The organism is Candidatus Methylomirabilota bacterium, assembly GCA_003104975.1.
In the GTDB taxonomy this organism is placed as follows: Bacteria; Methylomirabilota; Methylomirabilia; order Methylomirabilales; family Methylomirabilaceae; genus Methylomirabilis.
In genome coordinates, this window is sequence record PQAM01000008.1 from 305,085 (window position 1) to 317,623 (window position 12,539).

12 protein-coding genes are annotated in these 12,539 nt (G+C 60.5%); 11 read left to right on the forward strand and 1 reads right to left on the reverse strand.

What is annotated here, in order from left to right:
* The first annotated feature begins 24 nt into the window (after window positions 1–24).
* From C3F12_05115 to C3F12_05165, 11 genes are all read left to right on the forward strand, one after another.
* On the forward strand, window positions 25–2,502 hold the full coding sequence (locus C3F12_05115) for a type I DNA topoisomerase (GenBank protein PWB47352.1): 2,478 nt from the start codon (window positions 25–27) through the stop codon (window positions 2,500–2,502).
* Complete coding sequence (locus C3F12_05120) at window positions 2,499–3,830, forward strand: methylenetetrahydrofolate--tRNA-(uracil(54)-C(5))-methyltransferase (FADH(2)-oxidizing) TrmFO (protein PWB47353.1); 1,332 nt, start codon at window positions 2,499–2,501, stop codon at window positions 3,828–3,830. Before C3F12_05115 ends, C3F12_05120 begins: the two co-directional genes overlap by 4 nt.
* A gap of 95 nt (window positions 3,831–3,925) precedes the next feature.
* On the forward strand, window positions 3,926–4,906 hold the full coding sequence (gene xerC, locus C3F12_05125) for a tyrosine recombinase XerC (GenBank protein PWB47354.1): 981 nt from the start codon (window positions 3,926–3,928) through the stop codon (window positions 4,904–4,906).
* 39 nt (window positions 4,907–4,945) lie between these two features.
* Window positions 4,946–5,476 (forward strand): HslU--HslV peptidase proteolytic subunit, encoded by a 531-nt coding sequence (locus tag C3F12_05130; GenBank protein PWB47603.1) that lies wholly within the window; start codon window positions 4,946–4,948, stop codon window positions 5,474–5,476.
* A 143-nt stretch (window positions 5,477–5,619) separates the two neighbouring features.
* Complete coding sequence (locus tag C3F12_05135; protein ID PWB47355.1) at window positions 5,620–6,972, forward strand: HslU--HslV peptidase ATPase subunit; 1,353 nt, start codon at window positions 5,620–5,622, stop codon at window positions 6,970–6,972.
* 155 nt (window positions 6,973–7,127) lie between these two features.
* Window positions 7,128–8,036 carry an acetylglutamate kinase gene (gene argB / locus C3F12_05140; GenBank protein ID PWB47604.1) on the forward strand — a complete coding sequence of 303 codons (909 nt, stop codon included), beginning with the start codon at window positions 7,128–7,130 and terminating at the stop codon, window positions 8,034–8,036.
* Window positions 8,037–9,236: an aspartate aminotransferase family protein gene (locus tag C3F12_05145; GenBank protein ID PWB47356.1), complete on the forward strand. Its 1,200-nt coding sequence runs from the start codon at window positions 8,037–8,039 to the stop codon at window positions 9,234–9,236.
* Complete coding sequence (gene argF / locus C3F12_05150) at window positions 9,233–10,168, forward strand: ornithine carbamoyltransferase (GenBank protein PWB47357.1); 936 nt, start codon at window positions 9,233–9,235, stop codon at window positions 10,166–10,168. The genes C3F12_05145 and argF overlap by 4 nt, the downstream gene beginning before the upstream one ends.
* Window positions 10,169–10,237: 69 nt before the next feature.
* Window positions 10,238–10,498, forward strand: coding sequence for a hypothetical protein (locus C3F12_05155; protein ID PWB47358.1), 261 nt, complete (start codon window positions 10,238–10,240; stop codon window positions 10,496–10,498).
* Window positions 10,495–10,869 carry a hypothetical protein gene (locus C3F12_05160; GenBank protein PWB47359.1) on the forward strand — a complete coding sequence of 125 codons (375 nt, stop codon included), beginning with the start codon at window positions 10,495–10,497 and terminating at the stop codon, window positions 10,867–10,869. The genes C3F12_05155 and C3F12_05160 overlap by 4 nt, the downstream gene beginning before the upstream one ends.
* 302 nt (window positions 10,870–11,171) lie before the next feature.
* The gene (locus C3F12_05165) at window positions 11,172–11,429 is read left to right on the forward strand and encodes a hypothetical protein (GenBank protein ID PWB47360.1); all 258 of its coding nucleotides are present in this window, start codon (window positions 11,172–11,174) and stop codon (window positions 11,427–11,429) included.
* 477 nt (window positions 11,430–11,906) lie between these two features.
* On the opposite strand, the gene C3F12_05170 is transcribed toward C3F12_05165, so the two are convergent.
* The gene (locus C3F12_05170; GenBank protein ID PWB47361.1) at window positions 11,907–12,404 is read right to left on the reverse strand and encodes a hypothetical protein; all 498 of its coding nucleotides are present in this window, start codon (window positions 12,402–12,404) and stop codon (window positions 11,907–11,909) included.
* Window positions 12,405–12,539: the final 135 nt, after the last annotated feature.

Below are 12,539 nucleotides of genomic sequence, written 5' to 3' on the forward strand. Positions count from 1 at the left end.
CTGGTAAAGGAGGCTGAGTTGGGCGTGTCTAAGTCATTGGTAGTTGTTGAGTCGCCTGCAAAGGCGAAGACGATCGGAAAATATCTCGGAAAAGGGTTCGTGGTGGCGGCCTCGATGGGCCATATCCGCGATCTGCCGGCCAAGTCGCTGAGCATCGACGTCGCGCACGACTTCGCCCCTCAGTACGAGATCATCGAGGGACGAGAGAAGGTCGTATCGGCGCTGAAAAAGGCGGCCAAGGGCGCCGACGCGATCTATCTGGCGGCCGACCCGGATCGGGAGGGCGAGGCCATCTGCTGGCATCTGGTGCAGGCGTTGAGCCTTGCCAAAAAACCGGTCCACCGCGTCACCTTCGATGAGATCACGAAGCGTGCTGTACGGGAGGCGTTCGAGCATCCGTCCGCAATCGACCAGCGGCTTGTCGACGCGCAGCAGGCCAGACGGATTCTGGATCGTCTGGTCGGCTACCAGATCAGTCCGCTCCTCTGGGACAAGGTACGGCGTGGGCTGTCCGCCGGGCGGGTCCAGTCGGTCGCGTTGCGCCTGATCGTGGATCGGGAACGGGAGATCAAGGCGTTCGTCAAGACCGAGTACTGGTCGGTCGATGTCGCCTTGGAAGGCCGCACACCCCCACCGTTTACGGCGGGCCTGTACAGGATCGACGGCGAACGGGTGAACCTGTCGGACCAGGCGCACACCGACCGGGTTGTCGAGGAACTCCGCCGGCAGGAGTTCCGGGTCACTGACCTTGCCAAGAAGGAAAAGCGCCGCAATCCGGTCCCGCCGTTTACGACCAGCAAGCTGCAACAGGAGGCCGTTCGAAAGCTCCGCTTGACGGCCAGACGGGCGATGCAGATCGCCCAGCAACTCTACGAGGGGATCGAGATCGGTGATGAAGGCGCCGTCGGGCTGATCACCTACATGCGGACAGACTCGGTCCGCGTCTCCAGGGAGGCTCAGACAGAGGCGGCCCGCTATATTGCCGAGCGGTTCGGGCAGGCGTTTGTGCCTGATCGACCACCGACCTACCGGAGCGGCCGCGGCGCCCAGGAGGCCCACGAGGCGATCCGCCCGACATCGATCTACCGGGATCCGGCATCGCTTCGGCAGTTTCTGACGAAGGACCAATTAGCCCTCTACGCCCTGATCTGGAGTCGCTTCGTCGCGTCCCAGATGCCGCCGGCCCTCTACGACGTCACCACGGTGACGATCCAGGGCGGACGATTTACCTTGCGAGCCAGCGGTCGACATCAACGGTTTGCGGGCTTCATGCAGGTCTATATCGAGGGGCGGGACGAGGCGGCCGAGACCAAGCCGGCCGAGGCGAAAGATGAAACAGCCGAGGGAACAGCCGTCGAGGAGGAGGCCGAATTGGTGCTCCCCTCCCTGGAGGTCGGGGAGCCGTTGCGGCTGCTCGATGTGACCCCGGCCCAGCACTTCACACAGCCGCCGCCACGCTATACCGAGGCCACGCTGGTCAAGGAGCTGGAGGAACGGGGGATCGGGCGTCCCAGCACCTATGCCTCCATTCTGAGCGTGATTCAGAACCGCGACTATGTGGTAAAAACCCAAGGGAAATTCCGACCGACGGAGTTGGGTGGGATTGTGGTCGGCCTTTTGGTGGAAAGCTTCCCTCACGTGATGGACTATGAATTTACGGCCAGGATGGAGACCACCCTCGATGAGATCGAGGAGGGACAGAAGAACTGGCTTGAGGAGATGCGCCGCTTCTACGGACCCTTCGCCCAGTGGGTGAAGGAGGCCGAAGTCGGGATGCGGAATATCAAGGCGATGGAAGAGAAGACCGAGGAGGTCTGCGAGCGGTGCGGTAGTCGGATGGTGATCCGCTGGGGTCGATTCGGCCGGTTTCTGGCCTGCACCAACTACCCGGAGTGCAAAGGCACGCGGGAATTGACGGCCGAGCTGAAGGGTGAGCACGCGACGGATGAGGATGTCCATGCATCGGCCGAGGCCGAGACGGCATCGTGCGAAAATTGTGGCCGGCCTATGGTCATGAAGCGCGGCCGGTTCGGACCCTTCCTGGGCTGCTCCGGCTACCCCGAGTGCAAGACGATCCGGAAACTCACGCCGGCAGAGTCCGCCGGCGCGCGTCCGGCGCCGCAGCCGACCGACGAGGTCTGCGAGAAGTGCGGGAGCCCGATGGTTATGCGGGAGGGGCGCTACGGCCGCTTCCTCTCCTGCTCTACCTATCCCGCCTGCAAACATCTCAAGCCGATCCCGATCGGGGTCCAGTGTCCGCAATGCGGCAGCCCGCTCTCCGAGCGACGCACCAAACGGGGACGGGTTTTTTATGGGTGTACCGGCTATCCAAAATGCGCCTTCGCCATCTGGGATCGTCCGATTCAGGAGGCCTGTCCGCAGTGCGGGGCGGCCTTCCTGATCGAGAAACGGCTGAAAGGCGGCGGGGTCACGATCCGGTGTAGCGCCGAAGGGTGTACCTATACGCGGGAGGCCGAGGCGGCTGTACAGGCGAAGGCGTGACCGAGATTGTCGTCGTTGGAGGAGGGCTGGCCGGGTGCGAGGCGGCCTGGCAGGCCGCCTCGCGGGGCGCCCATGTGCGCCTGTACGAGATGCGGCCGGCCGTCTGTACGGCCGCCCACAAGACCGATCGGCTGGCCGAGCTGGTCTGCAGTAACTCGCTCAAATCGGACGCGTCGGACGACTGTCACGGCCTGTTGAAGCGGGAACTGACCTCGTATGGATCGGTCATCATGGCCGCCGCGCGGGCGCATACTGTCCCGGCCGGGTCGGCACTGGCCGTGGATCGTGATGCCTTTGCGGCTGAGGTGACCGCACGGCTTACGGGGCACCCGCGCATCACCGTGATCCGGGAGGAGATCAAGGCGATTCCGGACGGCAGGCCGCTCATTATCGCCACCGGTCCGCTCACCTCCGGTCGGTTGGCCGACGCACTGCGCGATCTGCTGGTGAACTATCAGGCATCGGTGGAGGCCTCCGTCGATACGCACGATCTGCTCTATTTCTATGACGCCATCTCGCCCATCGTTGCCGCCGAGTCCATCGACCGCACCGTAGCCTTTGCCGCCTCCCGTTATGATAAAGGTGGTCATGACTATCTGAACTGCCCTCTCACGCGTGAGGAGTATCGGCGTTTTTGGGATGCAATCCGGACGGCGGAACTCGCGCCGATTCACCCGTTCGAAGGGGCGCACTACTTCGAACGCTGTCTGCCTGTTGAGGTCCTGGTGGCCCGCGGCGAGGATGCCTTGCGGTTCGGGCCGATGAAACCGGTAGGCCTGACCGATCCCCGGACCGGACGCCAACCCTACGCCGTTGTCCAGCTTCGGCTGGAGAATCGGGAGGCCACCATGTACAACATGGTGGGATTTCAGACGCGGATGAAGTGGGGCGAGCAGCGCCGCGTTCTACGGATGATTCCTGGGCTTGGCGACACCGAATTCCTTCGATACGGTTCGATCCACCGCAACACCTTCATCGCTGCGCCGGCCCTGCTCCAGGAGACGATGCAGTTCAAAGGCGATCCCGGAATCCTGCTGGCGGGACAGCTCACCGGCGTGGAAGGGTACCTGGAATCGGCCGGCACCGGACTCTTAGCCGGGGTCAACGCGGTGAGACGTCTCTGCGGCGACGATCCCATCGTGCTGTCGCCGACCACCGCTCTCGGAGCCCTTATCCGTCACATCTGTCACGCCGATGCCCGTACCTTCCAGCCGATGAACGTGAACTTCGGCCTGCTGCCGCCGCTCGACGAACTGATTCGGGCGAAGCGGCAGCGGCGCCAGGCCCTCGCCGCGCGCGCTCTCCGCGACCTGCCCGATCTGTCTTGAAGACAGCCTCAGGTCCCACAACTGCAACCTTTGGGCTTGATCTTTCAGGCTATTCCTCGTATCGTACCGGACAGGAACGGACGGGGATAGAGCCGGTGTTGAAGCAGATTGAGGCATATCTTGTGTATCTTCAGGTGGAGCGGGCGGCGTCGTCGCACACGCTGCAGAACTACGCGATCGACCTGCAGCAGCTTCAAACGTTCCTGAGAACTCGCGGGTTGTCGCGGCGGGAACCGATTGGGAGCGGTTCGACCAGGCTCACCACAAGCGACGCCGAACACGGGGATGCCCTCCGCCGGGAGATCGAGCCGAACGAGATAGATGTCCTGGCGATCAGGGCCTTTGTGGCGGATCTGCACAGACGGGGCATCGCCAGAAGCAGCATTGCGCGGAAGCTGGCGACCCTGCGATCGTTCTTCCGGTACCTGTGCCGGGAGGGTATCGTTACAGCAAATCCGGCAAAGCTCGTTCCGACCCCGAAGCTGCCGAAGCGGTTACCGGCCTATCTGACTGTGGACGAGGCGGATCGGCTCCTGGCGTCATCCCATGAGCCAGATCCCCCCGGCGCCCGAGATCTCGCGATCCTCGAGCTTTTCTATGCCTCAGGGATCAGATTGAGCGAGTTGACGGGCTTGGATGTGCGGGATGTTGATATGCGGCAGGGTCTGGTTCGGGTGCGAGGTAAAGGAGGAAAAGAGCGAATCGTTCCGATAGGATCTAAGGCGATTGCTGTCCTGAGGCGTTATCTTGATCAACGGGATGACCTGATCCTGAAGTCAAAACACGATACTCCCGAACTGGCGGCGCTGTTTCTGAATCAGCAAGGCGGCCGCTTGACCCCACGGAGTACCGCGCGAATCGTACTGAAGTGCCTGAATCGGAGCGGTCTGGGGCCGAAGATCACACCCCACGGACTGCGCCACAGCTATGCGACGCATCTGCTGCAGGCCGGGGCCGATCTGCGCGCGATTCAGGAGCTGCTGGGGCATGCACGGCTTTCGACGACCCAGCGGTATACCCACGTGAATCTGGATCACCTGATGGAGGTGTATGACAAGGCGCATCCGCGGGCCTAAGAACTAGGGTATAGGGTAGAGGGTAGAGGGTATAGGGTGATAACAACACGAAGCACAACAATTCTGGCGGTACGGCATAAGGGGAAAGTCGTGGTGGCCGGGGACGGGCAGGTGTCCGTCGGCGAGACGGTGATGAAGCAGACCGCCCGCAAGGTCCGTCGGCTATGGAATGATCGGGTGATCGCCGGGTTTGCCGGGGCGGCCGCCGATGCGTTTGCCCTCCAATCACGGTTCGAGGCAAAGCTGGAGGCGTTTGGCGGCAACCTGCCGCGCGCTGCGGTTGAGCTGGCGAAGGATTGGCGAACCGACCGGGCGCTGCGCCGACTGGAGGCGCTGCTGGTAACAGTCGATAAAGAGCATTCGCTGGTCATTTCGGGGACGGGGGATGTGATTGAACCGGACGACGGGGTCGTCGGCATCGGCTCCGGTGGGCAATACGCGGCCGCTGCGGCTCGGGCGCTTGTACGGTTTTCCGAACTCGACGCCAGAAGGATCGCCGAAGAGGCGATGAAGATCGCTGCCTCTATCTGCGTCTATACGAACGATACGATCACGATCGAAGAGTTGTAGATCATTCCGTAAGCGTCATTGCGAGGAGCAACGCGACGAAGCAATCTCAGGGCGTGGGGCAAGCTTCATGGTCTTGGTAAGAACGAGATTACTTCGCTACGCTCGCAATGACAGTGTAACGTTACGGGAAGTGGGAGCCTGGTATGGAACAGTTGACACCGCGACAGATTGTGGCCGAGTTGGATAAATACATTATCGGTCAGAAGGACGCCAAGCGAGCCGTCGCCATTGCGTTGCGCAATCGGTGGCGGCGTCAGAAGCTGCCGACGGAATTGCGGGACGAGGTAGCGCCGAAGAACATCATCATGATCGGACCGACGGGAGTGGGTAAGACCGAGATTGCCCGCCGCCTGGCCAAGCTGGTGGATGCCCCGTTCATCAAGGTTGAGGCCAGCAAGTACACCGAGGTGGGCTATGTCGGACGCGACGTCGAATCGATGGTGCGCGATCTGACCGAACTGGCGGTCGACATGGTGAAGGAGGAACGGATCAAGGGGGTCCAGGAACGGGCGAGGGAGTTGGCGGAGGAGCGGCTCCTGGACCTGCTGTTACCCACCAGCAGGATACCCACGCCCTCCGGTATCGAACAATCTCATGACGCAGCAGCCGCCTCGGTGGCCGAGACACGCGAGAAACTCAGGAAGCGCCTGCACGAAGGGAAACTGGACGACCGCACTGTGGAACTGGAGGTCAAGGATCGGGCCACGCCGATGGTCGAGATCTTCAGCGGCGCCGGCATGGAGGGGATGGACATCAATATGAAGGAGATGCTGGGGAACCTGTTGCCCCAGCGGACCAAGCGGCGTAAGGTCAAGATCCGGGAAGCGCATCGGATCCTTGCTCAGGAAGAGGCCGACAAGCTGATCGACGTGGACGAGGTGCGGTCTGAGGCGATTCGCCGCGTTGAGGATTCCGGAATCGTCTTCCTGGATGAGATCGACAAGATCGCCGGTCGAGATTCAAGCCACGGCCCGGATGTCTCACGCCAGGGCGTGCAACGCGACCTCTTGCCGATTGTCGAGGGGTGCACGGTCAACACCAAGTACGGCCTGGTGCGGACGGACCACATCCTGTTCATTGCGGCCGGCGCGTTCCACGTGGCGAAACCGTCTGATCTGATTCCGGAGTTGCAGGGGCGCTTCCCGCTGCGCGTCGAACTGGCCAGTCTGACGCAGGACGACTTCGTCAGGATCCTTACAGAGCCGCAGAATGCCCTGATCAAACAGTATACCGCTCTTCTGAAGACAGAAGAGGTTACGCTGAACTTTACAGAAGATGCTGTACAGGAGCTGGCCGCTACCGCAAGCGCCGTCAATCAGGCGACCGAGAACATCGGCGCCCGCCGCCTGTACACCATCTTGGAGCGGCTGCTGGACGAGGTCTCGTTTGAGGCGCCTGCTATGCACGGGGCCCAGGTGACGATCAACGCTGCGTATGTCCGGGAGCGGCTTCAGGAGATCGTTAAGAGCGAGGACTTGAGCCGCTATATCCTGTAGCAAAAGCAAACGCACTTACTCTTACCGTTTGTCATTGCGAGCGACCAACGGGAGCGCGGCAATCTCGCCGTTGTTGTCTTGAAAAACGGTCAGATTGCTTCGGCTGCGCCTCGCAATGACACGCCTGGGGCACGTTCTAGGAAGCGGAGAAGATGGTGGGACAGCAGAAGTCGGAGATTCGACGCGGGATCGATAAGGCAAAGATCCTGATCGAGGCACTGCCGTACATCAAGACCTTTGCCGGTAAGACCGTCGTCATCAAATACGGCGGCGCGGCCATGACCGACGAGGCGCTGAAGCGGTCGGTGGCGCTGGACATCATCCTGATGCGATATGTCGGGATGCAACCCGTCGTGGTCCACGGCGGCGGTCCTGAGATTTCGCGGGCGATGGAGCAAGCGGGCCTCAAGCCAACCTTTATCTCGGGGTTCCGGGTGACCGATCGTGAGACGATGAAGATTGTTGAGATGGTGATGGTTGGCCGGATCAACCAGGAACTGGTGGCGCTAATCAACAGCAGCGGCGGATCGGCCGTCGGTCTCTCAGGGAAGGACGGCGGGCTGATTCGAGCCAGGAAGGCCGGTCCGGCGGCGACCGCTGAGCCTGCGACGGGTACCGTCGAGTCGCAGGTCGACCTGGGATTCGTCGGCGAGATTATCAGCGTTGATGAACGGGTGCTGCTTGCCCTCGAGCGCGACGGATTCACGCCGATCGTGGCGCCGACCGGCGTCGATGAGGCCGGCGTCACCTACAATATCAATGCCGATCTGGCGGCCGGCGCGATTGCGGCCGCGCTTCAAGCGGAGAAGCTGGTCTTCTTGACCGACACTGACGGCGTTCTGGATCGAAACGGTACCCTTCTTCCCACGCTGAGCAGGCAACGGGTGGAACAGCTTATCGGCGACGGCGTCATTTCGGGAGGGATGCTGCCCAAGGTTCGGGCCTGTCTTGCCGCGCTGGACAAGGGGGTTGGAAAGACCCATATGATCAATGGCACGATCCCCCATGCGCTGCTGCTGGAGTTTTTTACGTCGGAAGGGGTCGGCACGGAGATCGTTGCGTAGATGTCGACAACCGATGAATTGATCGCACAGGCGGCGCGCTATCTGACCAACACCTATGCCCGCTTCCCGGTGGCGCTGGCGAAGGGGGGAGGTGCGCGGGTCTGGGATGCTGAGGGCAAGGTCTACCTCGACTTCGCAGCCGGTATCGCCGTCGATGTCCTGGGTCACTGCCACCCCAAGGTGGTGCAGGCCATCCGGGCGCAGGCAGAGACGTTGCTGCACGTCTCAAACCTCTATCATGTCGAACCGCAGATTCGACTGGCCCGCGTGCTGAGCGACCAGTCGTTCGGCGGGAAGGTCTTTTTCTGCAACAGCGGGGCCGAGGCGAATGAGGCTGCGATCAAGCTGGCCCGCCGTTATGCCAAGGCGCGGTGGAGTTCGGACCGATATGAGATCATCTGCACGCAGGACTCATTCCACGGCCGGACGATGGCCACCGTGACCGCCACCGGCCAGCCGAAGTACAGCCAGGGGTTCGAGCCGCTCCTGCCGGGCTTCAAGCATATCCCATTTAACGATCTGCCCGCCGCCGAGCGGGCGATCGACTCCCGGACCTGTGCGATGCTGGTTGAACCGATCCAGGGCGAAGGGGGCGTGCGTATCCCGGATGACGGCTATCTGCCTGGACTTCGGCGGCTCTGTTCGGAGCGGGAGGTCCTGCTGATACTGGACGAGGTCCAGACCGGGATGGGTCGAACGGGGCGCCTCTTTGGCTATGAACACTGGGGCATTCAGCCCGACATCATGACGCTCGCCAAGGGACTGGGCGGTGGGCTGCCGATCGGCGCGATGGTGGCGAAGGCGACCGTGGCCGACGCCTTTGTGCCGGGCAGTCACGCCTCGACCTTCGGCGGCAACCCGTTCGTCACGACCGTCGCGCTGACGGTCCTGACAGAGATTCTCGATGCGCGGTTGTCGGATCATGCCGCGAAGATCGGCGCCTACCTCCTTGAGCGTCTGCGGCAACTGGCAGCGCGATACCCCGTCGTCAAAGAGGCCCGCGGCAAAGGGCTGATGCTGGCGCTGGAGTTGACGATACCGGCCAAGCCGATCGTCGAACGCTGCCTCGATCACGGCCTGCTTATCCTGGTTGCCGGCGATCAGGTCCTGCGTTTCGTGCCGCCGTTGATTATCAGCGAGACCGAGGTGGACGAGGCGATAGGCATCCTCGATCCGGTTCTGGCGGAGTATGTTCGATGAAAAAGGATCTTCTGTCGATCAGCGACCTGACGGCCTCCGAGATCAACTCACTGTTTATCCTGACTGCTGATCTGAAAGCGCAGCAGCGCAAGGGGATCGCTCAGCCACTGTTGCTTAATAAGACACTGGGCATGATCTTCGAGAAGCCGTCGCTCAGGACTCGAGTGACGTTCGATGTCGGCATGACCCAGTTGGGCGGTCGCGCCATCTATTTGGCGCCCGCTGACATACAGCTTGGGATACGGGAAACCGTCAAGGATGTGGCAAAGAATCTTGAGCGATGGGTCGATGGAATCGTGGCACGGACCTTCACTCACAACACCGTTGAGGAGCTGGCCCGCCATGCGGCGGTCCCGGTGATCAACGGGCTGAGCGACCTGACTCACCCCTGTCAGATTCTCGCGGATCTCTATACCCTTCAGGAAAGGTGCGGCACCCTGCGCGGCGTGAAGGTCGCTTACATCGGTGACGGCAATAACGTCTGTCATTCGTGGCTGTACGGCGCGGCGAGGACCGGAATCGAGCTTCACGTGGGCTGTCCGAAAGGGTACGAGCCGGACCCCGACGTGGTGGCCGCCTCTCGCCGTGAGGCCGAGCTCTCCGGCGGGTGTATTACGCTGCTGAACGATGCGCGGGCTGCGGCCGAGGGCGCCGATGTCCTGTACACCGATGTCTGGACCAGCATGGGCCAGGAGGCCGAAACGGCGAAACGGCGGCGAGACTTCCAGGAATTTCAAGTCGATGCGGCACTCGTTCAACTGGCGAAACCCGACGTCCTGGTCATGCACTGCCTGCCTGCCCATCGGGGCGAAGAGATTACCGACGAGGTCCTCGACGGCCCGCACTCCATCGTCTACGACGAGGCCGAAAATCGCCTCCACGTCCAAAAGGCCATCCTGGTGACGCTGCTGGGACACCAGTCAGCGGATTGAGGTATCAAGTGCAGCTCCAGGAGATCGGCAAAGAGGTGGGTGACTGATCTCCCCTCTCGGTGGGAGGGGATGAAGGGGAGGGGGAAGGTGAACGACTGGAGAGATCGCATTTCGATTGATCCCAATGTATGCCATGGCAAGCCGTGTATCAAGGGGACCCGGATCATGGTGTGGATCATCGTCGATTACCTTGCCAATGGGGATTCCGTCGAGGAGGTACTCGCCGCTTTTCCGTCGCTGACCCGGGAGGACGTTCAGGCCGCGCTCGCCTACGCCGCCGAGATGACCCGCGAGCGTGTCATCCCCGTGGAAGTCGTGGGGATTTCGTGAGGCTGAAGCTCGACGAGAACCTGGATCCCCGCGCCGTGAGAATCCTGCATAGTGCCGGTCACGATGTCCTCACTGTACCCGATGAGTACCTAACGGGTCAGCCGGATACCGTTGTGGAGGCGGCTTGTCGGCAGGAAGGGCGTTGCTTTGTGACGCTCGATCTCGACTTTGCGAACGTGTTCGCCTATCCTCCAGAGAAATATTTCGGACTGGTGGTCCTACGACATCGTAAACCGACGGCAGCCGGTGTCTTGAACCTGGTTCGCCAGTTTGCCGATTGGTTGAAACGCAAAGACCCCGCGCACAGATTGTGGATCGTCGAACCTGGCCGACTCAGGGTTCACGAACCGGCCTTTGAAGCTGAGGAGTAATCTTTTGTGGACAGTCGGATCAACACAGACGGGGGAAGATATCGGTCAAGGGAGCGTTGCTCGCCCGTAATACCCACGTACTTAGACCTCTGGTAGCATCCGGCTCAATGGTGGCCCCGCGTCGTCTTCCTGGGATCGGGAGATCACTCGTCGAAAATCCCCTCACCCTCACCCCCAAATGGGGGCGAGGGGAAAATAAAAACTCTGTGCGCCGCAGGGATATACGATAATTGACTGTGGGATACATATGGGATGTGGTTGGGATATGCCCGGTCGATGTGGTCGGATAAGGAGGGTGTCCCATGGGAACGCAGATTTCGATTCGGCTGCAGGAGCCATTGTTCAAGCAACTTAATCAGGAGGCCTGTAAACGTCGGGTCCGGCGCTCGCACCTCGTTCGGAAGGCGCTTGAAGCCTTTCTGGGCGGAGAGGTCGCTCGGATCGACAGCCTGCCCTACGAAAGAGTTCGCGATCTGGTCGGCAGTCTGTCCGGGGGCCCGCCGGATCTTGGCGAGCAGCACCGGAGATATCTCCGGGACCTGATCGGTGAGCGGCGATAGCCTCCCTTTCAGCTTCAAGGCCGCTAGAGTGTTATAGGCTTTACAAGGGGGAATACCTCAGAAGTCTCGCCTGTTCTTAAGCGGTGCGATGTAGCCTGAAAATCCACCATCAAGTGGTGGATTTTCTGTTGGCCCGTGGGGAAGAGATGGTTGCTATTGAGGTGAAAGCAACCACTCGCGTAGAGCGTAGCGACCTTGCAGGGATTGAAGTGTGCGAAGGCGCTCTAGGGAAGCGAATTCGCTTTTCGGTGGTCCTGTACCGAGGCGATCAGGCCGTTGGACTTGGACCACGTCGCCTGGCGGTGCCCATCGCAACAGCATTCCTTTAGATGTTACCAGATCTACCGTTTCTCCTCCCTTTCCAGAATCAACGTGGCCAACTGCGCGATCAATCTTCTCTGATCAGCGAACATCTTGACGGCCTGCCAGCGAAAGTTGAGGTATCGGTGGGCGAGACGGTTGCGTTGAATAGCCAGCTTAGCCAGGTTTTTTTGATAACGCCTCCAGATTGCGCTTCGCAACGGTTAGCTGCCAATCGCGGCCAAATAGACTAAAATCTTCCATCTGGGAAACGGCTTCGTTTTTCAGATCAACGTATCGATTAAAGTCCTCAAAAAATACGGGGACACCTGAAACAATCGCGTTATAACACAGCATCGGTTTACCAAACGAGGGATCGATTGCGATGACATTCACCTCTGAATGAAGCTCCCTTGACAGCCGTAACGATATGTCGGTGATATGTCTGAAGATCTCTTCTTCACAAGAAAGCTTTTGTGAAAAAACTAAGGCAATATCGATATCGGAATCCGGTCTCGGGAACCCTGTGGCCCACGAACCGTACAAGAGGGCCATATCTATCCCATAGCGTCCCGCATTGTTTCTAAAAAATTCTTCTAAATGGCTGATGAGAGGTTGTCTGGATTCCAAAACTACGCCTCCATTCTTGGCTTCTTCGACCGGGTCTCTGCTCATATGGAATTCCGAGGAACCCTTTTTTAGCTGCAATATGTGAAATGATATACTAAAATACCGTTTTTGTCATTGAGGCCGACAGTCTTTCCGACGCAAAGCGGTGAGGTGCAGCAGGCTGTTACGGTATCCATGCAT

Excerpts from the sequence above, each read along its gene's own strand:
- C3F12_05155 (PWB47358.1), top strand. The coding sequence starts at position 10,238 with ATGAAGGGGAGGGGGAAGGTGAACGACTGGAGAGATCGCATTTCGATT.
- argF (PWB47357.1), top strand. The coding sequence starts at position 9,233 with ATGAAAAAGGATCTTCTGTCGATCAGCGACCTGACGGCCTCCGAGATC.
- C3F12_05135 (PWB47355.1), top strand. The coding sequence starts at position 5,620 with ATGGAACAGTTGACACCGCGACAGATTGTGGCCGAGTTGGATAAATAC.
- C3F12_05145 (PWB47356.1), top strand. The coding sequence starts at position 8,037 with ATGTCGACAACCGATGAATTGATCGCACAGGCGGCGCGCTATCTGACC.
- C3F12_05170 (PWB47361.1), bottom strand. The coding sequence starts at position 12,404 with ATGAGCAGAGACCCGGTCGAAGAAGCCAAGAATGGAGGCGTAGTTTTG.
- C3F12_05165 (PWB47360.1), top strand. The coding sequence starts at position 11,172 with ATGGGAACGCAGATTTCGATTCGGCTGCAGGAGCCATTGTTCAAGCAA.